This is a genomic window from Litoreibacter sp. GN1-5 (genome assembly GCF_055693805.1).
The window spans coordinates 916090-939954 of the sequence record NZ_JBVFUP010000001.1; the positions used below are offsets into that span (position 1 = coordinate 916090).

Sequence of the window (23865 nt, forward strand, 5' to 3'; positions counted from 1 at the left end):
TCAGGCCGCTTTTGCCCGAAATTTCTTTTCCGCCTTCAGCCACGCATCCACGAAGCGCAGCACCTCATCTTCTGTCGTCTCGGGCCCCAGTGACACCCGTATCGCGCTGGAGGCCGTTAGGTCGTCATAGCCCATGGCCTTCAAAACCCGGCTGGTCTTCACCTTGCCGCTGGAACAGGCCGAGCCCGCCGAAATCGCAAACCCGGCAAGGTCCATCTGCATCACCTGAGTCTCGCTCTTCCAGCCCGGCGTGGCGAGGCAAGAGGTGTTTGGCAGACGTTTTGACCCTTTCCCGACAAAAATAGTATTCTTTGTCTCAGCCTCAAGAGCCTTTTCTAGAATATTTCTAAGTTGTGCAACCCGATCCCACACATCATTGGCCAAATCACGCGCTGCAGCCTCGGCCGCAGCGCCGAATCCTGCGATACCAATGACATTTTCCGTGCCGGACCGACGGCCCATTTCTTGTCCGCCACCTTTGATCTGCGCCTGCACGTCAAGACCTTGCCGGATCACCAATGCCCCGACGCCTTTGGGTCCGCCTAACTTATGCGCGGACAGAATGGCAAAACTATTCCAAGGCTCATTGAAACAAACGCTCCCCCGGTGGACGGCTTGCGCGCAGTCCATAACCAACTGAGCCGGGTTATCCAGGACGGCACGTCGTATCATGCCCTGCTCCAGAACGCCTGTTTCGCTGTTTGCTAAGGAATGAGCCACCAAGCTTGGTTGACGCAGAATTTTATGCGTCTTTTGCAATTCCATGTCCAACCAAGCGCTGTCCACATGACCATCGTGATCAATTGGAATGTGGCGAATAGCGTCTTCATCAACATGTGCCCAAAAACAGTCATGGCAGTTCTCGGATATGAACACAGCACCCTTCGCATTTTGAACGATCAAAGCTGCGGCTTCCGTCGCCCCGCTGGTGAACACCACATCTGTCGGCGCGCATCCAACCAACTGCGCCACCTGCGCCCGTGCCTTCTCGACAATCGCCTTCGCCGCCCGGCCCTCTGCATGAATGCTTGACGGGTTGCCCACCTCATCCATTGCCGCGATCATCGCTGCGCGGGCATCACGCCTTAGAGGCGCGGTTGCGTTATAGTCCAGATACACCCGGCTCATAGATCGGCCCCTATCATCCTGGGATCACGGTTGCTCACCCCTCATCAACCACTTCAAATAGAGTGGGAACCGCAGGACATGGCGTCAGGTCATTGCCAACCACGTCCGACAATCGGGTCTGGTGCAAAAACACATAGACATGAGCGCTCAGGCTTTCCCATAAGCGGTTGGTCATAGATTGCGCTTTTGATCCAGACAATCCGCCCGAAGCGCCAGCCCCGGTATGCAAGGCGTTGACCGTTTCATCCACTGCTTCAAGTATTTCACTGACACGGATCGCATTCGGCGATTTCGCCAGCCTGTAGCCGCCCCCCGGCCCGCGCACGGATTCGACGATGCCAGCGCGGCGAAGCTTGACAAAAAGCTGCTCCAGATAGGGCAAAGACACGTCCTGACGTTTCGAGATTTCGCCAAGGGACACAAGTTCTGCATCCGCATGTTGCGCCAGATCAGCCAGCGCAACCATTGCATAGCGCCCCTTTGTGCTTAGTTTCATGCGCAAAATCCCCCAAAGATCATTGACGCCACCGAATGCGGGCCTTAACTCAGTCAAACCATCATGGCGACCAAAAAGTTGCCAATTTAGAATTGTTCTAGGTTAGCTGAGCGCAAGCGTCAAGATTACAGCAGCCCAGCCACCAACGCGAGGGACCACACCCAGATGCCCGAAGTGATTTTTCCCGGCCCCGAGGGGCGCTTGGAAGGCCGTTACCACCCAACAAAAATCAAGGATGCCCCGATTGCAATCATATTGCATCCGCATCCGCAATTCGGCGGCACAATGAACAACCGTGTCGTCTACAATCTGCATTACACGTTCCATAATATGGGCTTTAATGTGTTGCGGTTCAATTTCCGCGGTGTTGGCCGATCTCAAGGCGAATATGATCAGGGCATTGGGGAGCTGTCGGATGCGGCCTCCGCGCTCGATTATCTGCAATCGATGAACCAGAACGCAAAACATTGCTGGGTTGCAGGTTTCAGCTTTGGTGCCTGGATCGGGATGCAATTGCTGATGCGCCGCCCGGAAATCACCGGATTTATCTCGGTCAGCCCACCTGCGAATATGTATGACTTTTCCTTCCTGGCCCCCTGCCCGTCCTCGGGCCTGATTATCAATGGCCTCGGTGATCGCGTCGCACCACCTGCCGACACGGTCAGTCTGGTTAACAAGCTGCATGAACAGAAGGGTATCACCATAACTCATCAGGAAGTTGAGGGGGCGGGACATTTCTTTGAGGATGACCACATGGAAACTCTGACAGGCTCGGTTGAGGAATATGTGAAGCGCCGCCTGACAGAAAATACGCGTTAAGATAAATATTGCTCTATAGATGAGGGTTCTTTAGCTGATTCTTGTCAAACCCGCCCGCATTGGCTTGCTTTGAGGCAGTTGAATATCGTGAACGAGACCAAGCTTTTCCAGCCCACGAATGAATAAATAGCCTGGATCAAACTGACCTGCCTCAACCCCAAGCCGTGCGGAATGAGGAAAAGCATGGTGGTTTCCGTGCCAGTTCTCGCCAAATGTTAGCAACCCAAGCCACGGTAGATTGTAACCTTGAACCGGCAAACCTTCAACAATCCAGCCCTGATGACCTTGCCGATGCGCATAATGGCCAACTGCCCAATGCCCAATCAGACTAACGCTAACCCTTACGGCCACTCCCCAGATGACCCACTCCAACCCACCAAGCAGCCACAGAATAAACGCAACTGGGATTTGTTGAGCCATCCACGTCCTTTCGATAAAGCGCAGCACCGGGTCATTGCTTCAGATCTCTTCGATCTGCAGCGCGGGTGGATGGTCCAGATCAAAGCGGCAATGTAATTGCCACCATGCATCTTTCCAAAAACCTGCATTATGGGTGGGATGATCTGGGCATATACTTTGTTTTTGATGCCAATCACGCATGTCATGGGCACGGATCATTCCAAAAGGACCCGCCATCCCCACAAGCGTGCCCAACCAGATCAACAACCGTTCCAGCCATAAGGGCCCGCGAAACGCGTGATGGATCAGCATCCGATGCATCCCGACGGAGTGCCCAGCCATAACCGTAATCCCAGTCGTCAAAACGAAAACCGCGAAACTGGACCAACTGAGGCTCATAGGAGCGAAAACAATCGTGATCAGTAGCATTGCAACCAACCAAAGCGATTTTAAAGGATCCCAAACGACACGCCCTGTGACAGCACATGTTGTTGGCAAAACGATAACCCGCTCGGTCGATACCCAGAGACTGGCCGAGCTTTTATCTATGGTGCTAGGCGTTTCCAAACTTTTCCAAGCGCGCGGCACGAAGTTTGGCGAAATCATCCCCCGCATGATAGCTTGAGCGGGTAAGCGGCGTTGCCGAGACCATCAGGAACCCTTTGCCATAGGCTGCTTTCTCGTAAGCGGCAAATTCGTCTGGTGTGACAAAGCGGTCAACAGCGTGGTGTTTCGGGGTGGGTTGCAGGTACTGCCCAATGGTCAAAAAGTCGATGTCAGCCGCGCGCATATCTTCCATGACTTGCATCACCGCCTGCCGGTCCTCGCCCAGACCGACCATAATGCCGGATTTGGTGAACATCGTCGGGTCCAGCTCTTTCACCCGTTGCAACAGGCGCAGGGAATGGAAATACCGTGCACCGGGGCGGACTTCCGGGTAGAGTCCCGGCACAGTCTCAAGGTTGTGGTTGAACACATCCGGGCGCGCCTCGACCACCTGTTCCAGCACGGACGGATCGCATTTAATGAAGTCTGGTGTCAGGATTTCAATCGTGGTGCCCGCAGAGCGTTTGCGAATAGCGCGGATGGTCTGAGCAAAATGTGCAGCCCCGCCATCCTCGATATCGTCGCGGTCGACCGAGGTGATCACAACATGGTTCAACCCAAGCTTTTGCACAGCATCCGCGACACGCCCCGGCTCAAACACGTCCAAAGCCTCAGGCGGCTTGCCTGTGGCAATGTTGCAGAACGTGCAGGCCCGTGTGCAGACATCACCCATGATCATCATTGTGGCATGGCCCTGATTCCAGCACTCCCCAACATTGGGGCAGCCTGCCTCTTCGCAAACCGTCACGAGACGATTTTCGCGCATAATATCGCGGGTTTTCTTGTACCCTTCTCCCATGGGGGCTTTCACCCTGATCCAGTCAGGCTTCTTCGGCTGCGCATTATCAGGGCGTTTCGCCTTTTCAGGATGGCGCTGGCTGGGAATTTTCAGATCACGAGTGGTCATCAGGATGCATCCTTAAGCGGGGAACTTGCCTACACTTAACCATCAGACAGCAGATGGGCAAGAAATGCGCGCGCATGGCTGATCTGCATAATACTATCTCTGCGAAACGCGCCAAATGAAAAGGACGCGCTAATCGCACGCCCTTCATAACTTTGCCTTTTGGAAAATGCTGGGTTAGCGAACAGCGTTTATCCGATCATAGCGCTGACGCGGCCATGTTTTTCTGTGTAGTGACGGCTGAGACGTTGCAGTGCGATGCGCAACACGACCTTGCCAGAGCGCGCCGACCACCCCATGCGCTTTTCAGCCGCCTCAAGGCCTTCAAGAAAACAGCAGCACCGCATGATGATATCCCCAAGCCCCGGCCCAAGATCATCCAGAGCGGCCATAACCCGTTCCCGCGCGTTGCGTGGACCCTCGGCAATTCCGCTATCTGACGAAAATCCGCCACGGGCCCCACTGGTCAGGAACCTGTCCCAATTCTGCGCAACCCGTGGCCCCATCTGCGCCAACTCAAAATCTTCGCGGAACCGCTCTCCGGCTTGCACAAGTGCAAGGTCCAGAAATGGCTTGCCGTCCTTGTCTTTGCGCCGTGACAGCATTGCAAGCGGGCTTTCTGCCATATTGCACCGGATCTTCTGCGGCGTGTCAGATCCGTCTTCTGACACATCGCGTTCGCCCCATTCCATATGCTGCTCGGCAAATGCGCCCAGATTTTCGTCAGCACCCGATTTCTGACGACGGCGTTGCATATCTTCGGCCAGATACCGCTTCAGCGCGGACCGCCCGGCAGAGGTAATTGAATAGGACGTCACACGCCCTGACCGCGTGCAGGAAATCCAGTCTTTCAATGCAAAAGCCTGCGCGATGTCGCGTGAAACGACCGCTGTGCGCGTTGGTGGACCATCCGCGGTCTGGCGTAACACAACCGCCTTATTCATATCAGCGGCCAACGCCAGCACCGCGCCGCTTTCGCAAAGGCGTCTCAAAATACGACGTGCCTCGCGGGCAATAGTGTCTTCATCAGAAATAATTGGCTGGCGTGCATGTGCATTCATATCGGTGCTTCCTTTGTTGAAATCGGTTGAGTTCTGGGCTGTCATCAGGTGTCCAAGACGGTCGAGGGCTTCATCAATCAAAGGGTCGTCCCGGCGGTTCTCAAAACGCCTGACCTGACGCAAAACGGTGGACGCATGGCAGCCTTCCTCCCGTGCAACGTCACGGAGGGACAAACCTTCCTCTGTGTGTTGAAGATAGCGGCGCGCAGCTGCCGGAACCCATGCCGGAAAGCAGCTTACCTCTTGAATTTGTTCATAAAAAGCCATAGCAAAACATCCCCTTTCGCCCAAAATAGTGAGCACAACTTGAGGTTGTATTGCTTTCCAGTTGGTTAATGGACCGCGCTTTTCGAACGATTCCCTTACAATTCGTAAACAAGTTTTACAGGACCGTTCGGCCTTCTCAAAACCACGCAACAACGGCAAAGCTTGCGTATTTTGACCTTCGATTTTGAACCGGAGGATTACCCGAATGTCTGATATTAAAACTGTTCTTGATAACCTACGCCGCCCTCGCCTTTTGGTTCGGGCTGCCCGTCACGGACTATCTGATTACAACCGCGCACGTGATCTGCGCAGAATTGTCGGGTTTGGCGCTTCAAACAGCTCTGCCGACCTGCTTGAAAAACTCATTGAACAGGAAGAACATCTTGAAGAAGAACGCAAAATCGGCGACGGAACCTATTCCATCGCCCGCCATATCGAGGTGCTGATCGCCCTGATGGCCGAATGCCGACTTTTGCCGCGTGAAATGCGTGCCTGATCAGGTGAATGAGTCCGGCATCGACTCTTTTTTCTGCTGAACAAAAGCTTTCAGAGCTTCATCAATGGCAGGGTCGAGCATGGGTTGCTGATAGTCATTCAGCAACTTCTCGACCCTGGCAGCTGCCAAGGTTTGAGTATCGCGCTCACCCTCGTCCAGCCAGGTCTCAAACGGCTTGTAATCCAGCAATTCTGACCGCCAGAACGCGTCTTTGAAATTGGCCTGCGTGTGAGCGCAGCCCAGATAATGCCCGCCCGGCCCCACCTCGCGGATAGCGTCCATGGCTTGGGCATTTTCATCGACCGCAACGCCTTTGGCGAGATGATGCAACGTCCCCAACTGATCTGCATCCATCACAAACTTTTCGAAAGAGGCGACAAGACCACCTTCCAGCCAACCGCATCCGTGCAGCATGAAATTCACGCCTGCCAAAAGACCCATATTCAGCGAGTTCGACGTCTCATAGGCCGCTTGTGCATCGGGCAGTTTTGAGCCACAGAACGATCCAGCTGAACGGTAAGGCAAGCGAAGGCGTCGTGCCAACTGACCCGCGCCATATGTGATATGTGCCGCTTCTGGAGTGCCAAAAGTTGGCGCGCCGGAATTCATATCGATGGACGTCACGAAGGCCCCAAAAATGCAGGGCGCGCCGGGGTTGACCAACTGCGCGTAAGCCACGCCCGCCAGCACCTCTGCCAGCACTTGCGTCAATGTTCCGGCGACCGAAACAGGTGCCATCGCGCCGCCCACGATAAAGGGCGAGATGATGCAGGCCTGCCCTGCCTTCGCATAGACCTCAAGCGCGCCGACCATTGTTGCATCAAGGGTCATCGGAGAGTTGATGTTGATCAGCGATGTCATCACGCAGCGCCCGTCAAGACCACCGAACAAAATCTCGCACATATCGACCGAGATCCTGTGCGCGCACAGGTTCCGTGACCGAGCCCATGAACGGCTTGTCACTGAGCGACATATGCGAATAGAGCATATCCAGATGGCGCTTGTTGACCGGCACATCGGTCGGCTCACACAAGGTTCCGCCCGAATGGTGCAGCCATTTCGACATATAACCGAGCTTCACGAATTTCTGGAAATCCGCAATGGTGCCATAGCGCCGTCCGCCAGCCAGATCACGCACGAAAGGTGGGCCGTAAACAGGTGCAATAACAAGGTTTTTGCCGCCAATTTCGACCGAGCGCTCGGAATTACGGGCATGTTGCGTGATCATGGAAGGCGCCGTTGCACATAACTTGCGCGCCAGCCCTTTCGGGATGCGCACCCGTTCCCCCGTAACATTGGCACCGGCGTCACGCCAGCGATCCAGCGCTGAGGGGTTATCGGTAAAGGCGATACCGATCTCTTCTAGAACAGTTTCAGCGTTTGCTTCAATGATTTGAAGCGCCTCTTCAGTCAGCACTTCGAAATTCGGGATGTTACGCTCGATATATTTGGCCGTTTCGATACTGACGGCCGTCCGTTCGGCCCGCCGGGCTGCGCCACCACCACCCCGAGCGCGTCTGCGTGGTGCAACTGTCTCTGCCATGATCGATCCCCTGTTCGCGATTTTCAAATATATCTACCGCACTTGAACCAAACCTGACGCCAAAATGCGTCCCATCACACGCGAATGCGACATTCCGGCGTGATCAGATCAGAAAAGCGTGTGTACTGAGAGCGACCCAAACCTCGACCGGCCCCATACCCACTTGCACGCTTGCTCTGCCCGGCCTATCAGACGCCATGACCGATCTGAACATTGCCCCCGACCATGACCGATTGCTGATCATCGATTTCGGCAGCCAGGTTACGCAACTGATTGCCCGGCGTTTGCGGGAACTCAACGTTTACTGCGAAATCCATCCATTTCAATTAGTTGACGCAGCTTTCCTGAAAGGCTTCGCTCCCAAGGCGGTGATTTTCTCGGGCGGGCCGTGTTCGGTTATTGACGATGGCTCCCCCCGCCCGCCGGACGCTGTGTTTGAGCTTGGCGTGCCAATTCTAGGGATCTGCTATGGGCAACAGGTGATGATGCAGATGCTGGGCGGTGAGGTGACACGCGGTCACGGAACGGCTGAATTTGGTCGCGCCTATGTATCACCCGAAGGCCGCCTGCCCTTGTTGGATGGTTGGTTCAAAGAAGATAAAGAACAGGTCTGGATGTCCCATGGCGACCATGTCGCCCGTATCGCGCCGGGGTTTGAGGTCTATGGCACCTCACCAAATGCCCCCTATGCAATCACCGCCGATACAGCGCGCAATTTCTATGCTGTGCAATTTCACCCAGAGGTGCATCATACACCCAACGGGGCGAAGCTATATGAGAACTTCGTTAAAATGGCGGGCTTCACTGGCGACTGGACCATGGGCGCTTATCGTGAACAGGCAATTGCCGCGATCCGCGATCAGGTCGGCGATGGTCGTGTGATTTGTGCATTGTCCGGCGGTGTCGACAGCTCGGTCGCTGCCGTTCTGATCCACGAGGCCATAGGCGCGCAGCTTACCTGCGTGTACGTGGACCACGGTTTGATGCGCAAGAACGAGTCTGCCGAAGTCGTCGGCATGTTCCGCGAGCATTACAATCTGCCCTTGATCCATGCGGATGAAAGTGAATTGTTTTTAGGTGAACTTGACAGCGTAAGTGATCCTGAAACAAAAAGAAAAATTATCGGGAAGCTGTTTATCGACGTCTTTGAAAAGCACGCCAAAGAGATCGGCGGAGCTGAGTTTTTGGCGCAAGGCACGCTTTATCCCGATGTGATCGAAAGCGTCAGTTTCTCGGGCGGTCCATCCGTTACAATCAAATCGCACCATAATGTTGGGGGCCTGCCCGAAAAGATGGGGATGAAACTGGTCGAACCCCTGCGAGAGCTGTTCAAGGACGAGGTGCGCGCCCTTGGCCGTGAGCTTGGCTTGCCCGACAGCTTTATCGGTCGCCATCCCTTCCCCGGCCCCGGCCTTGCAATCCGCTGCCCTGGAGAAATCACGCGGCAAAAACTGGATATCCTGCGCGAAGCGGATGCCGTCTATATCGACCAGATCCGCAAGCACGGCCTGTATGATGAGATCTGGCAAGCGTTTACTGCCATTTTGCCGGTAAAAACTGTCGGCGTTATGGGCGACGGGCGCACCTATGACTTTGCCTGTGCGCTGCGTGCCGTCACATCCGTTGATGGGATGACCGCTGATTATTACCCCTTCACCCATGAATTTCTGGGCGAAACGGCTACGCGGATTATCAATGAAGTGCCGGGCATCAACCGCGTAACTTATGACATCACATCGAAACCGCCCGGCACAATCGAATGGGAATAGTTTTCAGCGCTACTGCTCGCGGAATGCGCGGGTCATGCTATCGGTTATGGGTTTCGTCAGATACTGAAAGAAAGTCCGCTCAGCGGTTTGAATCATGATCTCGACGGGCATGCCAGGCGTAGGAGAAAATCCACGAACGCGCTGCAACTCATCCGCCGAAATGGACACACGTGCAATATAGACCTCCGGCGCAAGTTCCTGACTGCGATCCACAATCGAGTCGGCTGATACATAGAAAACTTCGCCGTCCAGCACGGGCGTTATGCGTTGGTTCAGGGCTGTCAGGCGCACAGTCGCTTCCAAGCCCTGATGGACGCTGTCAATCTCGGTCCGCGGCACCTGAACTTCGATGATCAGCGGTTCATTTGCTGGCAGGATTTCGGCAATGGCCTTACCGCTTTCCACAACACCGCCGGATGTATGATAATAGAGCCTGATTACAGTGCCCGAAACTGGCGCAATCACCTCGGCGCGCTGCAAAATATTCTGAGCTTTGCGGATTTGTTCACGGATACCGTCCAGTTCCGCCTGTACTACCTGTAATTCATCCAATGCGGCATTACGATTCTCACTCAGCGTCTGTTCAATCTGCGTTTCATATTTCTTGCTGATTTCTTCGGCTTCTTGAACTTCGGATTCGAACCGACCGATTTGCCCTTCAGCTTCAGCCAACGCGCGGCGGATCGAGCTGACCTCAACCTTCCGGACCAGCCCCTTTTCCAGTAGAACGTTTTTGCTATCCAGCTCTTCCTGCAAAATATCACGTTGCTGGCGCGTGGCCTCAAGCTGGTGGTCATATCCGCTGGCCCGCACAGTCAGCGCTTCGATGTTTTGCTCCAGAAGGGCGATGTCGTTTTTCAGGCCTTGTCGGGCCGTGTTGAAGGCAACCATTTGCCCATCAACGATGGCAGCCACTTCGTAATCGGCCCGCAGTTCCATAAGCTCTTGCGGGAATTTCAACCGGTCGATCTGTTCATATTCGGCTAGAATACGGGCCTCGGTTGCCTCAAGACGGATCTGGCGCAAGAACAGCTCCCGCTCATTGGCCAGCGCTGCGGTTTCATCCAGCAGCAATATCGGCTGTCCGGCCTCCACGACCTCACCCTCGTTTACGAGAATGTCCTTGATGATGCCGCCTTCCAGGTGTTGTACGATCTTGTTATGACCTGTTGCCACGAAACTACCCTGCGCAATCACGGCCGCAGCCAAGGGTGCGCGGAACGCCCAAAGCCCGAAGCCGCCGAAAGAAAAAACCAAAAGAAGCAATCCGAAGATGACATGCTTTGAGATGGACCTTGGCACCTCGTCATACCATTCGGCGGGAACAATCTGTGTGGACAGCTCAGCCATTTGCGATACCCCCTTTGGCGGCGCTCGGGCCAATACTGCCCCCACCGCTACGTTGCGCCAGTTGTTGCAGGACCTGTTCACGCTGCCCAAACAGTGCGACATTTCCGTCGGCCAGCAGCATGATCTTGTCGACCGCGCTGAGCAAAGATGGCTTCTGCGTGATCACCACAACAGTAATGCCGCTGGATTTGGCGTGTTGAATGGCATTTGCCAACGCACGGTCCCCGGCGGCGTCAAGGTTGGAGTTCGGCTCATCCAGAACCAAAAGTCTCGGGTTGCCAAAAAACGCGCGGGCAAGTGCGACACGCTGTTTTTGCCCACCAGATAGTGGGGAGCCATCGGCGCTCACCACCGTCTCATATCCATGGGGAAGGGACGCGATCATTTCATGCACGTCTGCCAGAACCGCGGCACGATGAATATCTTCATCCGTTGCATCATCGCGCATCCGGCCAATGTTGTTTTTGATGGTTCCGGGGAAGAGCTGCACGTCTTGCGGCAAATAACCGATGCATTCGCCAAGCTGGCGTTCATCCCAGTTGCGCAGGTCCATCAGGTCCAGTCGCACATTGCCCGATGTCGGAATAATTGAGCCCACCAGCATCTTGCCAAGCGTCGTTTTCCCGGCCCCGGAATTGCCGATGACGGCAAGCGTTTCGCCCGGATTGAGGCTCAGGCTCAGGCCATTGAGGATCACCTGCTTGGTTCCGTGTGGCACATAGAGCAGACGTTCGACATCCAGACGGCCTTCGGGGCGCGGCAAACGCAGGCGTTCATATTTTTGCGCAGAGGCACTCATCAGCTTGGTGATCCTGCCATAAGCTGCGCGCGACAGAAGGAAGGCGTTCCAACCCTCGATCGCCCCCTCAATCGGAGCAAGCGCCCTGCCCGCGATGATCGAAGCCGCAATAACCATGCCGCCAGTGATCTGCCCGTCAATGGCCAGATACGCGCCCCAGCCAAGCATACCGATTTGTGTCAGCAAACGCACCGCGCGGGACACAGCGGCAGATACGATATTGCGGTCTTGCGCACATACCTGCGCCTTGAGAGAGGCGGCCGTGTCGCGCCCCCAGATCGTGACCGCCTCGGGCACCATGGCCAAAGCGTTGATGATCTGGCTGTTACGCGACATGGAATCGAGATGCATATTCGCCTTGCTCTGCGCGATATTCGCCTCGGCAAAAGGCTTTGCCGTGACCTTCTGATTGACCAAGGCGATCACCAGAAGCAGCAGCGCTGTCACCACAACGATCAGGCCCAGATGCGGGTGAACCAGAAAGATTGCCAGAATGAACAACGGCGCGAAGGGCACATCCAGAAACGAGATCAGCGTGCCCGAGACCAAAAACCCGCGCAATTGCTGAAGATCGCCCAACGTCTGGTATTCGCGCCCGTTACCATGCAGCGAGGCATGGGCCGCAGCGCTCAGAACCGGGGCACCCAGCCTCGCTGCGACTTCGACTGCGGTACGCATCAGGATAAACCGGCGCACGGCGTCAAAGATGGCTTGAAGGATCACGGCGCCGACAATCACCACAGTCAGCATGATCAGCGTATCCACGGAACGGCTGGTCAGAACCCGGTCGGAAATCTGGAAAAGGTAGATTGGAATAGCAAGGATCAGAAGGTTCGTGGCGCAGGTTAGCACCATCACGAAACTGAGGTTTCGGCGGACAGCCTTCTTGCCCTCGTTCAGATTGCGCGCGAAGTGATCCGGGCCAAGGCGTTTGTGAAATTGCGGTGTTCCACCACCGCCACCGCCATTTCCCTTTCCACCATCCGCTGGGGGTGGCGCGTCAGCAGGCTTTGCAGGCGCAGCAGGCCTGCCCTCGATCTGGGGCCCAAGCCCTTTGACTGGCGGCGCACTTCTTTTGAACATCGGCTTTTCAGCGCGCTGAAGCGGCGACAAAAGTAAAGGAGAAGAGGTTCTGTCACCCCTGCTTGTCCCTTCGGAAGGTGTTACATAATCTTTCACAACAGGTCTCCAACGTCCCTTGGCATGCGCGTCATGCGAGCATTGTTTGCATTACGTCGGGCGATGATGACCCGTCTTCGATGACCGGGGCGCTCAGCGTCTGGTCTGCTTGTTCGGTCGTGGTCATGTCATCCGCCAGAAAGACAACGGCCTCTGACGCAAGCGGTGTCAGGTCAACTCCGTTGGGATTGGCGTCGGTGTCGATCAGTTCGGCCTGATAAAGCAGAGCATCACTATAGACTTCGCCGCCAACGTAGACGGTCGAGTCGACACCGTATTCTGCAACCGATGCTGTATTGATCAGCGCGTTGGATCCGGCTGTTACTGTGATTTCGCCACCGTTTTCGGCATGGAACTCTTTCAGCGCCAAATGCACCTGATCTGCGTCGCCCAGAATATTAGTCTGGTCGACCAGATTCAGCGTTGTGAAATCGCCCTCGATATAGAGAACCCGCAAGACTTCCGTGCCTTCAAACACCTCTTGATGCGCGACGTCCTGCGTGATGTTCGACGCTCCGCCCGCGAGACTGTTGGTCGCATTTGCGAATGGATCGGTCATATCCGTGTAGCTGTCCAACCCAACGCTTGTGAGGGAGGCGTAGTTCACAAGCAGGTTGTCACCCATCGTCACAGAGTCTGGATGGATGCCGCCATACGTCACCTGATCATTGTCGAGCAGCACATTGGTCTGATTGATCATGCTGACATTGATCATGTTGCCACCGATAATGATCAAATCATACCCAAACCCGATCTCAAGCAGGCTGGCCGCATTGACGATGACATTGTCACCCAGATCGATAAATGTATCCGTAGCGGAAAACTCGATCTCGGCCCGGTCTGTGTCGGTGGCGAATGTGAATTGCTGCACCCAATTGACCGCAACAATGTCAGCCTCCACCCGTGCGACAACCCAATTGGACGGAAAAGACGGCTCGGATGTCTCGGCGTCTGCCGTAACATCGTCTTCACTGACAGATGAGCTGACCGCCATATTTGCAAGGTTCAAAACATTTGATCCATCTGTCAGCGTCGCGCTGACACACAGATTGTGATCGATCAACACATTGACTTGACTAATGGCATCAATGTTGACGACATCGCCCATGACAGAGATAACCGGCGCGTCCAGCCAGTTGGTTGTGATTATCACCTCATTTGCCAGAAGATTGCCACCTGCGACGACCTCATGGCCGGGATCAACATCGAATTGATCAAGTGCCGGATTGTCCGGGGTTGGATCCAGGTTCTCAAGCTCCGGATTATCCTCCGTTTCCTCTGGCTGATGATGGGCGGGCATGAGATCGGTGATTGTGGCCAGCTCTTCGACGGCTTCGCCATTGTGATACATGCCATGAGCACCGGAGCCATGGGCGATATAGACGGACAATCCGGCCATTTCTGGCGCGGTGGCATTGCTGATCTCGGTCCGCACCGTGAGCGCATATTCCAGGCTTTCGTCCCCCGTATCGGGGACGTCGCCTATATCAACGCCATTGATCGAATGCGCCAGTCCGGCCAGCGTGTGCAACTGTTCCAAAAACACCTCGGGGGCGATAAATTCGGTGCCATGGCCGAATGTGATCAAATCGTTATCTGACAGATACGCGATCTGGTACGTCACCGTTATGACCGAGCTTGCCGGGGACAGCCGCAATTCGGCTTGAGCGCCAGAGGGTCCGAGAAAGATTATCGGCTCCGGCTGCTCTGGAATTGGGGCTATCTGAGAAAATTCCTGCGGCAATGGCAGAGAAATCTGATTGGGATAGATGTTCTGCGCAGGGGGGCATCATGCATCCGCTCTGGCGCTGTGTATCTGATCTGTCCGTTGAAATCTTCCAACGCGTAGGGCGCGTGGAGATTTATGTCGATGTTCAGAAGAGGTCCGTAATCGTCATTTTGATCTTGCAAAGCCTTGAACTTGTCATACTCGATCCGCAGTCGTTCTTCTTCAACAGCGATATGGAACAATCCAACAAAATGGGCGACGATCTCGGTCGTTTTATCCATAATCATAACGGCATCCTTTTTAGAAAAATGTCTGCCTTGTACTCACTAAAAAACACAGGTTGGTTCACGCAAAACCGGATGTGAACCGATGTTAAATCCCCCGAGCGCGAAAGGATCGCGCTCGGGAGGGTGTTAACTTACACGCCGTCGCTATCGTCGCCGACATAGGTGGAGCTCATGGAGCCACCGACCACATTCATATCAACAGTGTTGCCAAGGACATTGGCGCCCATGACGATGCTCTGGTTGAAGGCAGTTGTCTCAATAGCAGAAGCTGCCGAGGCAAAGGACTCACCGGTGACAAATCCGTCGTCACCATTGTTTGAGCCCCACATGCCAGCATTTCCGCCAGCCCCACCGTCGCCGGTTGTAGCCATGCCACCCGCGCCGCCAGTGTTACCACCGGCGTAACCGCCGCCAGCAAGTGCGTGGCCGCCAAGCGCGTCACCAGTGGTGCCGCCCCAGGTCTCACCGCCGTAGCCGTCACCGCCGTCGCCAGCGTAGGCTTCATTGGTTCCACCGTCGCCGGTTGCAGTGTTCATCGCGTCAGCCATGGCATCTGCGGTCCCGCCGTCACCGGCGGTTGCATCACCGCCCATACCAGCGCCAAGACCAATGCCATCTGCGTTAGCATCGGATGTCGCGTCGCCGCTGTCACCGCTGCTGCCGGCACCAAGGCCAATACCACCCGCATCTGCATCGGATGTGGCATCGCCACTGTCACCGCCGCCGGCACCAGCCAAACCAAGGCCCAGCAGGCCAAGGCCTACACCAATGGCACCGGCGTCGCCGCCATCGCCACTATCTGCGCTTGATCCAGCGCCAGCCAGTCCGGCACCAAGGCCGCTTGCGTCACCGGTATCACCGCTGTCAGCGGATGATCCAGCAAGCCCGACACCACCGCCAAAGCCTGCGCCGATTGATCCGGCGTCGCCGCCATCACCACCCTCGGCGTTTGCACCAGCACCCGCAGAGCCCAGACCAAGACCGACACCGATGGCCGCCGCGTTACCGCCGCTGGCACCTATGCCTCCGGTTGAGCTTGTATCACCACGGCCACCGCTGGTTGCGTCGCCACCTGCAGCATGACCGCCACCGGCAAGACCACCCAGAGCACCCGCGCCATTGGCTTCAGCATCGCCGCCACCTTCGCCGCCACCTGCACCAGCATCAATACCATCATCAGCGGTTGCAGTTCCGCCCGTTGACGTATTGGTCTGTGTCAGAGTGCCGCCGACAGTCGCATTTTCCAGCGTGTCATTGTCCACCAGGTTGTTGGACATGGCGTTGACCGTACCGGTATCATTCCCGGCACCGTTCAGCGCATCCCCAAGGATATCCTCAAGGTTCATGTCATTGCCGGGGTTATAGTCGATATCCCCCTGCGCCATGATGATGTCGCCGGTGGTTGAGTTGCTCAGGTCGATGTCAGCAAAGTCATCATCAGATGGATCAAACCCGTCCAACCCGATATCAACACTCACATCAACATCCACATCGCTTGTATTCGAATTGTGATTTGAGTTGTGGTTGCCGTTCAGGTTGCCATTGAGATTGGCATTGCCGTTCGCATTACCATTGGCGTTGGCGTTTGAGCTGGCATTGGCGTTATGGTTGCCATTTCCGTTATGGTTCCCATTGCCATTCAAATTGCCGTTGCCGTTCAGGTTGCCATTACCATTGCCGTTCGCATTTTCATTGTCGTTATCATTTTCACTCGACGATGACTGGTGCTGACCTTGGCCTTGTAGCTGTGCCTGAAGTTCGGCTTGAGCCTGAGTTTGGTCCTGATCTTGTTCCTGATCCTGACTCTGATGGCCGGTACTCCATGGCCACATATATAATTGACGATTAGACATAGGATTTCTCCCTTTAAGGCGCTTGGCCGATCGCCACTCATTTCAAAAGCGATAAACGCGCATGCGCCGATTTGGATTTTTTGATGAAGTTTGGATGCGCTGAACGAAGTCTCGATTCAGAAACATCCCAAGTGCAAACTTGATTTCTACGTAATACCACCCCCTGTTACGGGCAGTGCGCAGAAGACAAGAGTGACGCCGTATGGGAGGCAAAAAATACCTAAACTCATTCCGTTTCACACTGTCAGCAACGCTCTGCATTACCGAACACGCCGCATAACAATTACGGCGCATTCAGCATCTCACTCGGGGGCGGTGTCAGAAAAGATAGAATAAGGGTGTATTACTTTGCATCTCCAACGCATTGTAAAATATACGGAATATTTTTCTGATAACCAAACGGTCTATATTCAGCCTATCCGAAAGCGACTACGAATCTAGTCACCCTCTTCAATATGTTAGCACGACTGGCCCATAGTGGTTTTTGACCATTTGATCGAAATTGGCGACAATGCTTCGATTTAATGCTATTATGCTTAAATATTAAACGATTCGAGACTGCATATTTAGGAATAATGGTTATCCGTGCATATATATTTCGGAGCACCAATTTAACAAAATAACCGGACATATACTGTCATTCGATACCATTGTTACCCGGGCTTCTAAACAGACCAATTAAGTCGAAGCCCTATAAGACCGAGTAACCCGTTTCCTCCTGCGATCTATTTTGGTGGGACATAGTAGAGAGATAATGAGTATGAAAATCGACCACGTAGGTCATAATACAGAACCTTATGTTCTGTTTATTGGCACCGCCCTCAATTTTTCTGAAACAGTCATTCGCATGGCGGCTTCTGAATTTGCAGATATCAAATTCGACCGTGCAAATTCGCTTCAAGAGACGTATCAACTGGACATAAGCACCCGTAGTCAGGTGCTTGCGATCATTGTTGATGAAATGCTGGTTTGTGAGCTTACCCAATCCTTGGCGGAATTGCAGGACAGCTTTCCAAACGCTGTTTTTGTGTTGGCCTACCGGCACGCCTTCATTGCCCAAAAGGTACTTCTGGATCAGGTACAGAATGCCACGATAGCGCAAATCAGCTTCCTGCCGATGAATGTTCAGTTCGACAATTGGCTGTCGATTCTCCGCCTGATGTTATGCGGAGAGGATTATCTACCGCGTGAATTGCTGAGCGATGTGGCTGTTGCTCCGCGCAGCCCTTGCGAGTCCACTCAGGACAACAGCAACACGGGCGATGCCCTGACCTGCCGCGAACAAGAGGTTCTTGCACTGGTATCGGAGGGTAAGCAAAACAAGATCATCGCAGCAGAGCTGGAGTTGTCCGAGCATACCGTCAAGCTGCACATTCATCATGTTATCGCAAAGCTTGGCGTCAATAACCGAACTGAAGCGGCTGTCTGGTATCACGCGCGCGCCAAGAGCCTTACAGATCAAATGACAGGATGACCGATCAGAGCCAGATAAGCTTTGATACTTTCTTGCTGGCCGTGGGCAAGCTGAACTACGCATGGACCAACACGGAAAGCCTGTTGATCCACCTGATTGCGGGGTTGTGCAAGATCGACAAGGACACGGCATTGGTGTTGTTTCTGACGTTAAACACCAGCCGTGCCCGCATTGATCTTGTTCAACGCCTTGCAAAGATGGACAAGACCAGCCCCACGGAACGCAAACGCATCCTCGAGACGACCTCGCAGATCATGAAGCTTTCGGCACTGCGAAATCGCTACAACCACTGCATTTACGCATTTGATCCGGACAGTGGAAATCCCAGTTCTATTTTGATGCGCATTGCTGATCGCAAGGACAGCATTAAGATAGGACAAGTGAACGCGTTGGATGACGTTGCTATTGACGAAATAGAGGCGGCAATTGCGCAGTTAAAGGACATCAATAAAAGCATTTGGAACATCGTCCGGGATTTCGATTATCCAAGCTGAGATCTTACGCGCCAAATATGTCTGCACTGATTGCGGAATACCAAGCGACGGATTCTTTGTAAGTTTCCTTGCGCAGTTCAGAGCTTTCGCCAATCTGCGAAATGAAACCGTCAACACGGGCAATCTTTTCTGGTGTTGCCTCATAGGTTGCGCCAACTTTCACACCGTTTTCTGGTCCAATAAGAGACCAGCATGTGTTGGAAAAGCGCGCAGGAAACACGCTTGACCCCGTCAGCGCACCGCGGATTGCATTAGCACAGATTTTCGCCTGACTATTGGCCGAGAATGCCGATTTTGGCATATCTCCTTGTTGGCTTGCATCGCCCAGTACATAGATATCACCATCCGCCTTGCTGCTCATATCGGCGGCGTTCACGGGAACCCAATTGCCCTCGGTAAGACTGGCTTGATGGGCAATGTGACCGGCTTTCATCGCGGGAATGACGTTACACACATCAACTTTCGTAACTTCCCCATCAATCGACAGCGTCATCTCTTTCGGGTTGACCGAGACATTGCCGCCGCCGAAATCCTCACCGATCCAATCGATCATACCAGCGTAATGGTCGCCCCACCCTTCCTCAAACAACGCCATTTTCGAGAATTTGGGCTTAGGGTCCGCGATGATGATTTTTGCGGTTGGATTGGCCTGCTTCAGAATATGGGCCACCATCGAGACGCGCTCATAGGGGCCCGGCGGGCAACGATAGGGATTGGGCGGAGCGACCATCGCATAAATACCGCCCTGCGGCATAGCCAGCACCTGCGCCCGCAGTAATTCCGTTTGTGATCCAGCCTTATAGGCATGGGGCATCGCGTGTTGAGACGTAATATCCCAGCCTTCTACGGCACCGTTGACGAAGTCAATTCCGGGGCTCAGGATCAACTTGTCGTAAGGAACCGCACCACCCCCGGCAAGCGCGACAGTTTTTGCGTCGCGGTCTACCCCGACAGCCCAGTCATGCACGACATTGATCCCGAAATCCGCCGCCAGCTTGCCATAGGTATGACCGATAGACTCAAAATCACGGAACCCACCGATGTAAAGATTTGAGAAAAAGCAGCTATAATAGGTACGCGTAGGCTCTATTAGAACAACGTTAATACCGCCCGCGCTATCCTTGGCAATGTATCGCGCCGCCGTTGCACCGCCAGCACCACCGCCGACCACTACAACTGTGGGCTTCCTGTGGCTGTCGGCCAATGTCATTTTCATCGAACCGAGCGCGGCCATCGCCGTTGCCGACCCTATTACAGTGCGTCTGTTAACTGTCATTTTCGCCCTCCCCCGGTAATATGGCCGCCTCTATTCAAGACTTTTAAAGTAGGCGGCAAGCGCTGCGATCTCATCATCTGACAGCCGAGCTGCGATAAGATGCATTACAGGATGTGCCCTTTGCCCGGACCTGTATTCTTTCATTGTTGTCGTGAAGTTTTCGGTAGTCCAACCAGAGATTGCAGGAATGCCATCCGCATCACCATCCTGGCGATGGCATGTTATACATTCCGAACTCAGATAGGCGCCCAGCTCTGTATTATCTGCTAAAGCGTCGCCCGCCATAAGCAGGTAGATGCAAGCGCACATGTATCTGAGATCACGTGACCGCAATGGTCCGCACAGCATCATAGATTGCCCCGTCATCATCATACCAGGTGAACGTTAAACGCCCCTCATCCATAAGGGTTTCAGGCAGTTTCACCTCAAATTTGAAATAGGGGTTGGTCGAAATAGACGGCTCCATCTTGATGTCGATCACGCTTTCACCGTTGAGCATGCAGGTAAACCGGTTGATGATCGAGCGCGGGATAATGTTGCCATCACCATCTTTACGATACCCGTTTTCCATACGATGGGTAATTTGGGTTTTAACAACAATTACATCGCCCGCTTGTGCTGTTGCAGGCAGTTTGATGCGGGTTTTGACGCCATCGGCCATCAGACGTTACAGCCTCCGATTGCGACGGTCACTGCCTGTGATGCACGGCGGAAAGTGCCGTCCTCCATCCGGGCAAGAGCAATAACGTCCTGGCTTGTCGCCAACCTGATACGGGTTGATATGGACGGCGTCGCGGACAAAGGGCCAAAATTGAAAACAGCAAGTTCCTTATGAGGATTTAGTAGCGCATAAAGGCCAATCGCAGTTGCATTCTTGGCGGATACCTTGATGGGAACAAAATGCCCGTCATCAACGAAGGTTTCGATCTCTATCTCAACGCCACCGTCGGAAATGTCTGCGCCATCGGTGAAATTCTGGATTACGTCGTCATCGGCACTTGCAAGCGCACCGCGCATCGCAACGCCAGCCAGCGTTGCGGATCCTATAACAAGGGCGGTGCGGCGCGAAACGGCCATAACCTCGTCCTCCCAATTTTGCCCATGATAGGCAAATCCCTCACAAAAAGTCGATCAAAACACCGTGTAGAGCCGTATTAGCTGGTACAGCGCCACTACTGAATCGTGATTTCAACGCGCTGCCCTTCCCCGGAAGACCCCGGCTGTTTCAGGAAATATTGCCCCGGCTTAATGGCGATAAATTCGATTTCCATTGTCCCTTCTTCGTCAAACTCAACGCTCTCGATCCCAAAGGGCCGGATTTCCAGACCGTTCACAACGATCTCGTTAATCCAGATCGCCCGAAAGAATCCCGACCCTTCAAGCGCGAGCTCCCCGGTTCCGTCAGAGACGATCTCGATCTCATAAGCGGTGCCAGATTTCAAAACCAACGGCTCTTCGGAAATTGGCTTACCAACAGAGAGGATCAGTTCTGGCAGCTCTTCCTTGTTCGAGTTGGACAAAATGCCGGCAAATCCAAAATCATGGGCCAGTGCTGGGGCCGCGGTCAGAGTTACCACAAGGGCGGATAAGAATTTCAGCTGCATATAGATTTCCTTCCTGTTCAATCGGGGGCAACCACAACGCCCCATGGCTGTTGGCCGACCTCTATGGATTTCAGTGCCTTTTGCGCATCGACATCAATGACGGTTACATCATTGGAATTACCATTCGTTGTGATCAGAAATTTCTGGTCCGGCGTGAAGGCCAGTTGCCACACGCGCTGTCCGACAAGGATATAATCGACCACCTCGTTGCTTTGCGCATCGATGACTGCAACCCGGTTTGCGGGGCCAAGTGCTACAAAAAGCCATTTATTATCAGCGGTGACTTTCATGCCAACCGGTTGCAGCCATTCCGGCTGCACGCCTGCCACTTCAAACCCGATCTTGGTGTCAACCACTGGCCCGCCTTCGGCATTCGGATTGATGACGCTGACCGTGCCGCCGATCTCGGAGCTGACAAACAGCTTATCGCCATCATCCGTATAGACAGCATAGCGCGGACGTTGATCCACCAGCACGTTATGCTTGATCTTGTAATCACTCGTGTCAATGAAATGCGCCATGTTGGTGGTCTCGGACGTATTGATCACGAACTTACTGTCTGGGCTGATTGCCATACCCTCCGGCTCGACCCCAACGGGTATTTCAGCCACGACCACACGCTTTTCCGTATCCACTACAGTCACAAGATTGTCGTCTTCATTGGCGATATAAAGCAACTTTCCCGACGGGTGGATCGTAAACAGCTCCGGGTCGGGGCCAGAAGGCAGCGTCCAGAGTTCTTCATAGGTTTCAGCATCAAAGACCCGGACCGTGTCATCATCAGACGCGCAGACATACAGATGTTTACCATCGGGGCTGATCCCGATCCCGCGTGGCCTGTTGCCCGCATTGAACTCGGTTATCACCTCCCAGGTTTCGCTGTCGATCACCGTGATCGTGTTGCCCTTTTCATTGCTGACATAGACCTTATTGGCCAAGGCCGGAGATACGAGCGCAAGACTTAATGCAGTCAGAGCAAAAGTAAGTTTCATTGTGTACCTTTCACTTGAACGCTTGACAGGCGGATTCCGGTTCATCCAGCCCCAATGTATCCAGAGTTGAGCGTTGATGCAGGTACCCCTCCTGCGGCGAGACGCTGACAGTCAATTTACTATCGGTCAGGATCAACGGTTGCCGCATCTGACCATTCCACGGGCGAAACGTCACTTTTCGGCCCTTAAAGGCTGCCAACTCAAACTCATCACCAAGGATATAGTCCTTTAGCACCGTTGGCGCGTTACTACTGGTGCGGGTCACGGCTTCGCCGATAACTCTGAGGGACAACCAGACTTCGTAATCCACTTCCTGGACAAAGCGCTTGGCAACTTCTTCGAAACGTCTTTGAAACTGGGTCGCGCCCCAGGCTTCATGGGCCGGATGGAACGTCACCGGGCGCAGCCCACCAGACCCCAGAACAGGGCGCGGATCCCAAAGATGGAACGGCAAATAGAGTCCGAACACATCCGATGCATCCGCTGCGATGACCACATCATGATCTGCCGCGCCTTGGGTGAAGACTGGAATTTGACGTTGCACCAGCACATGGCCTGTATCTGTGCGCCGCGATCCGCCAGTATCTTCAAACTCCCGCTCTTCAACGATCTTGGCACCGAATTTGGCCGCTGATTTGCGATAGGCATCGCCAAGGGCCTGATCTGCGGGGTTAGAACCCTGTATCAGAAACCAGCGCGACCATTTCTTCCAGATGGCAAATTGCGACACCGCATCAGCAATCATTGCATTGCTCGGGGCCACATGGATCATATTTGCCCGGCATTGATCATCGCGCAGGGTCGTATCACGCGTATTCGCATTGATCACCAGAACATCGTCCCCGGCGCGATCTGCCAATCGCAGCAGATCTGGTGCATTTGCCATGACAACAATCAGTTGAATGCCGCTTTCGATAATCTCGTCAAGTTTCGCCTCCGCGTCCTCGGGCGAGGTTGCGACATGTTCAACGGTGAATTCCATCCCAAGGAACCCACCTGTGGTCTGGTTGTCCTCATTTGCCAATATCGCCCCGGCAAAACCAAGATCATCTGGCTTCAAATCATAGCGCGAGATTGGTAGGAGCGTTGGGTAATCCACGCGCAAAACGGCTGCCTTGATTTCAAAAGCAACCGCCGGGGCACTGAATGCACCGCACAGCATAATTACAAGCAAGTACCCAAGAATGAATCGCAAGCGGAACCTCCCTTCCGTTACAATGATCCTGCCTTGAACTCAGCAGCAACAGGAACCGATACTTTTGGCTCATTGTCGTCTTTGGTTTCGGGCCTAAGATGATTTCACCACATCCTCGAAAACGAACCTACACCATTCACGAGGG

The 23865-nt window shown here is 54.1% G+C and carries 23 protein-coding genes and 1 pseudogene; 5 read left to right on the forward strand and 19 right to left on the reverse strand.

The features are described 5' to 3' along the window. Both ACZ1HF_RS04700 and iscR read right to left on the reverse strand, forming a co-directional pair. On the reverse strand, window positions 1–1128 hold the full coding sequence (locus ACZ1HF_RS04700; protein ID WP_472656413.1) for a cysteine desulfurase family protein: 1128 nt from the start codon (window positions 1126–1128) through the stop codon (window positions 1–3). A 34-nt stretch (window positions 1129–1162) separates the two neighbouring features. Continuing rightward, complete coding sequence (gene iscR, locus ACZ1HF_RS04705; protein WP_472656414.1) at window positions 1163–1624, reverse strand: Fe-S cluster assembly transcriptional regulator IscR; 462 nt, start codon at window positions 1622–1624, stop codon at window positions 1163–1165. Window positions 1625–1789: 165 nt separating this feature from the next. Here iscR and ACZ1HF_RS04710 point away from each other — a divergent pair, with 165 nt between their 5' ends. Then, window positions 1790–2443: an alpha/beta hydrolase gene (locus ACZ1HF_RS04710; RefSeq protein ID WP_472656415.1), complete on the forward strand. Its 654-nt coding sequence runs from the start codon at window positions 1790–1792 to the stop codon at window positions 2441–2443. A 30-nt stretch (window positions 2444–2473) separates the two neighbouring features. On the opposite strand, the gene ACZ1HF_RS04715 is transcribed toward ACZ1HF_RS04710, so the two are convergent. The 4 genes from ACZ1HF_RS04715 to ACZ1HF_RS04730 all read right to left on the reverse strand — a co-directional run bounded on the left by ACZ1HF_RS04715 (window position 2474) and on the right by ACZ1HF_RS04730 (window position 5680). After that, complete coding sequence (locus ACZ1HF_RS04715; protein WP_472656416.1) at window positions 2474–2863, reverse strand: hypothetical protein; 390 nt, start codon at window positions 2861–2863, stop codon at window positions 2474–2476. 39 nt (window positions 2864–2902) lie between these two features. Continuing rightward, complete coding sequence (locus tag ACZ1HF_RS04720) at window positions 2903–3271, reverse strand: hypothetical protein (RefSeq protein ID WP_472656417.1); 369 nt, start codon at window positions 3269–3271, stop codon at window positions 2903–2905. A 124-nt stretch (window positions 3272–3395) separates the two neighbouring features. Next, on the reverse strand, window positions 3396–4355 hold the full coding sequence (gene lipA / locus ACZ1HF_RS04725) for a lipoyl synthase (protein WP_472656418.1): 960 nt from the start codon (window positions 4353–4355) through the stop codon (window positions 3396–3398). Window positions 4356–4543: 188 nt separating this feature from the next. After that, complete coding sequence (locus tag ACZ1HF_RS04730; RefSeq protein WP_472656419.1) at window positions 4544–5680, reverse strand: DUF6456 domain-containing protein; 1137 nt, start codon at window positions 5678–5680, stop codon at window positions 4544–4546. 205 nt (window positions 5681–5885) lie between these two features. On the opposite strand from ACZ1HF_RS04730, the gene ACZ1HF_RS04735 reads away from it, so the two are divergent. Then, on the forward strand, window positions 5886–6176 hold the full coding sequence (locus ACZ1HF_RS04735; protein WP_472656420.1) for a DUF6477 family protein: 291 nt from the start codon (window positions 5886–5888) through the stop codon (window positions 6174–6176). Here ACZ1HF_RS04735 and ACZ1HF_RS04740 read toward each other — a convergent pair. After that, window positions 6177–7719 (reverse strand): annotated as a pseudogene (locus ACZ1HF_RS04740) (trimethylamine methyltransferase family protein). Between the two features lie 197 nt (window positions 7720–7916). Between ACZ1HF_RS04740 and guaA the strand changes: the two are divergent. Further along, complete coding sequence (gene guaA / locus ACZ1HF_RS04745; RefSeq protein ID WP_472656421.1) at window positions 7917–9488, forward strand: glutamine-hydrolyzing GMP synthase; 1572 nt, start codon at window positions 7917–7919, stop codon at window positions 9486–9488. 9 nt (window positions 9489–9497) lie between these two features. Here the strand turns inward: guaA and ACZ1HF_RS04750 are convergent, their stop codons facing one another. The 5 genes from ACZ1HF_RS04750 to ACZ1HF_RS04770 form a co-directional block, all read right to left on the reverse strand. Then, window positions 9498–10838 carry an HlyD family type I secretion periplasmic adaptor subunit gene (locus ACZ1HF_RS04750; RefSeq protein ID WP_472656422.1) on the reverse strand — a complete coding sequence of 447 codons (1341 nt, stop codon included), beginning with the start codon at window positions 10836–10838 and terminating at the stop codon, window positions 9498–9500. Continuing rightward, on the reverse strand, window positions 10831–12720 hold the full coding sequence (locus ACZ1HF_RS04755; RefSeq protein ID WP_472656423.1) for a type I secretion system permease/ATPase: 1890 nt from the start codon (window positions 12718–12720) through the stop codon (window positions 10831–10833). Before ACZ1HF_RS04755 ends, ACZ1HF_RS04750 begins: the two co-directional genes overlap by 8 nt. A 127-nt stretch (window positions 12721–12847) precedes the next feature. After that, window positions 12848–14440, reverse strand: a complete 1593-nt coding sequence (locus ACZ1HF_RS04760) for a type I secretion protein ATPase (protein WP_472656424.1) — start codon at window positions 14438–14440, stop codon at window positions 12848–12850. 95 nt (window positions 14441–14535) lie between these two features. Continuing rightward, on the reverse strand, window positions 14536–14832 hold the full coding sequence (locus ACZ1HF_RS04765; RefSeq protein ID WP_472656425.1) for a hypothetical protein: 297 nt from the start codon (window positions 14830–14832) through the stop codon (window positions 14536–14538). A 131-nt stretch (window positions 14833–14963) separates the two neighbouring features. Further along, the gene (locus ACZ1HF_RS04770) at window positions 14964–16685 is read right to left on the reverse strand and encodes a hypothetical protein (RefSeq protein ID WP_472656426.1); all 1722 of its coding nucleotides are present in this window, start codon (window positions 16683–16685) and stop codon (window positions 14964–14966) included. 754 nt (window positions 16686–17439) lie between these two features. Between ACZ1HF_RS04770 and ACZ1HF_RS04775 the strand changes: the two genes are divergently transcribed. Continuing rightward, window positions 17440–18159, forward strand: coding sequence for a helix-turn-helix transcriptional regulator (locus ACZ1HF_RS04775; protein ID WP_472656427.1), 720 nt, complete (start codon window positions 17440–17442; stop codon window positions 18157–18159). Next, a complete protein-coding gene (locus tag ACZ1HF_RS04780) occupies window positions 18156–18653 on the forward strand; it encodes a hypothetical protein (RefSeq protein ID WP_472656428.1) in 498 nt (165 codons plus the stop codon). Before ACZ1HF_RS04775 ends, ACZ1HF_RS04780 begins: the two co-directional genes overlap by 4 nt. A gap of 4 nt (window positions 18654–18657) precedes the next feature. On the opposite strand, the gene ACZ1HF_RS04785 is transcribed toward ACZ1HF_RS04780, so the two are convergent. The 7 genes from ACZ1HF_RS04785 to ACZ1HF_RS04815 form a co-directional block, all read right to left on the reverse strand. Then, a complete protein-coding gene (locus ACZ1HF_RS04785; protein ID WP_472656429.1) occupies window positions 18658–19929 on the reverse strand; it encodes an FCSD flavin-binding domain-containing protein in 1272 nt (423 codons plus the stop codon). Window positions 19930–19959: 30 nt separating this feature from the next. Continuing rightward, window positions 19960–20238 (reverse strand): c-type cytochrome, encoded by a 279-nt coding sequence (locus ACZ1HF_RS04790; protein ID WP_472656430.1) that lies wholly within the window; start codon window positions 20236–20238, stop codon window positions 19960–19962. Window positions 20239–20248: 10 nt separating this feature from the next. Next, window positions 20249–20590, reverse strand: coding sequence for a thiosulfate oxidation carrier complex protein SoxZ (soxZ, locus tag ACZ1HF_RS04795; protein ID WP_472656431.1), 342 nt, complete (start codon window positions 20588–20590; stop codon window positions 20249–20251). Then, complete coding sequence (locus ACZ1HF_RS04800; protein ID WP_472656432.1) at window positions 20590–21006, reverse strand: thiosulfate oxidation carrier protein SoxY; 417 nt, start codon at window positions 21004–21006, stop codon at window positions 20590–20592. Before ACZ1HF_RS04800 ends, soxZ begins: the two co-directional genes overlap by 1 nt. 95 nt (window positions 21007–21101) lie before the next feature. Next, window positions 21102–21533, reverse strand: a complete 432-nt coding sequence (locus tag ACZ1HF_RS04805) for a cupredoxin domain-containing protein (RefSeq protein ID WP_472656433.1) — start codon at window positions 21531–21533, stop codon at window positions 21102–21104. 17 nt (window positions 21534–21550) lie between these two features. Continuing rightward, on the reverse strand, window positions 21551–22525 hold the full coding sequence (locus ACZ1HF_RS04810) for a YVTN family beta-propeller repeat protein (protein WP_472656434.1): 975 nt from the start codon (window positions 22523–22525) through the stop codon (window positions 21551–21553). A 10-nt stretch (window positions 22526–22535) separates the two neighbouring features. Continuing rightward, window positions 22536–23720 carry an ABC transporter substrate-binding protein gene (locus ACZ1HF_RS04815; RefSeq protein WP_472656435.1) on the reverse strand — a complete coding sequence of 395 codons (1185 nt, stop codon included), beginning with the start codon at window positions 23718–23720 and terminating at the stop codon, window positions 22536–22538. Window positions 23721–23865 lie beyond the last annotated feature (145 nt).

Bases quoted from the DNA above. Each gene is read 5' to 3' on its own strand.
- iscR (WP_472656414.1), bottom strand. From the start codon at position 1,624: ATGAAACTAAGCACAAAGGGGCGCTATGCAATGGTTGCGCTGGCTGAT.
- ACZ1HF_RS04715 (WP_472656416.1), bottom strand. From the start codon at position 2,863: ATGGCTCAACAAATCCCAGTTGCGTTTATTCTGTGGCTGCTTGGTGGG.
- guaA (WP_472656421.1), top strand. From the start codon at position 7,917: ATGACCGATCTGAACATTGCCCCCGACCATGACCGATTGCTGATCATC.
- ACZ1HF_RS04735 (WP_472656420.1), top strand. From the start codon at position 5,886: ATGTCTGATATTAAAACTGTTCTTGATAACCTACGCCGCCCTCGCCTT.
- ACZ1HF_RS04800 (WP_472656432.1), bottom strand. From the start codon at position 21,006: ATGGCCGTTTCGCGCCGCACCGCCCTTGTTATAGGATCCGCAACGCTG.
- ACZ1HF_RS04720 (WP_472656417.1), bottom strand. From the start codon at position 3,271: ATGCTACTGATCACGATTGTTTTCGCTCCTATGAGCCTCAGTTGGTCC.
- ACZ1HF_RS04710 (WP_472656415.1), top strand. From the start codon at position 1,790: ATGCCCGAAGTGATTTTTCCCGGCCCCGAGGGGCGCTTGGAAGGCCGT.
- ACZ1HF_RS04805 (WP_472656433.1), bottom strand. From the start codon at position 21,533: ATGCAGCTGAAATTCTTATCCGCCCTTGTGGTAACTCTGACCGCGGCC.
- ACZ1HF_RS04770 (WP_472656426.1), bottom strand. From the start codon at position 16,685: ATGTCTAATCGTCAATTATATATGTGGCCATGGAGTACCGGCCATCAG.
- ACZ1HF_RS04810 (WP_472656434.1), bottom strand. From the start codon at position 22,525: ATGAAACTTACTTTTGCTCTGACTGCATTAAGTCTTGCGCTCGTATCT.
- ACZ1HF_RS04700 (WP_472656413.1), bottom strand. From the start codon at position 1,128: ATGAGCCGGGTGTATCTGGACTATAACGCAACCGCGCCTCTAAGGCGT.
- ACZ1HF_RS04790 (WP_472656430.1), bottom strand. From the start codon at position 20,238: ATGTGCGCTTGCATCTACCTGCTTATGGCGGGCGACGCTTTAGCAGAT.
- ACZ1HF_RS04755 (WP_472656423.1), bottom strand. From the start codon at position 12,720: ATGTTCAAAAGAAGTGCGCCGCCAGTCAAAGGGCTTGGGCCCCAGATC.
- ACZ1HF_RS04765 (WP_472656425.1), bottom strand. From the start codon at position 14,832: ATGATTATGGATAAAACGACCGAGATCGTCGCCCATTTTGTTGGATTG.
- ACZ1HF_RS04785 (WP_472656429.1), bottom strand. From the start codon at position 19,929: ATGACAGTTAACAGACGCACTGTAATAGGGTCGGCAACGGCGATGGCC.
- ACZ1HF_RS04775 (WP_472656427.1), top strand. From the start codon at position 17,440: ATGAGTATGAAAATCGACCACGTAGGTCATAATACAGAACCTTATGTT.
- soxZ (WP_472656431.1), bottom strand. From the start codon at position 20,590: ATGGCCGATGGCGTCAAAACCCGCATCAAACTGCCTGCAACAGCACAA.
- lipA (WP_472656418.1), bottom strand. From the start codon at position 4,355: ATGACCACTCGTGATCTGAAAATTCCCAGCCAGCGCCATCCTGAAAAG.
- ACZ1HF_RS04730 (WP_472656419.1), bottom strand. From the start codon at position 5,680: ATGGCTTTTTATGAACAAATTCAAGAGGTAAGCTGCTTTCCGGCATGG.
- ACZ1HF_RS04750 (WP_472656422.1), bottom strand. From the start codon at position 10,838: ATGGCTGAGCTGTCCACACAGATTGTTCCCGCCGAATGGTATGACGAG.
- ACZ1HF_RS04780 (WP_472656428.1), top strand. From the start codon at position 18,156: ATGACCGATCAGAGCCAGATAAGCTTTGATACTTTCTTGCTGGCCGTG.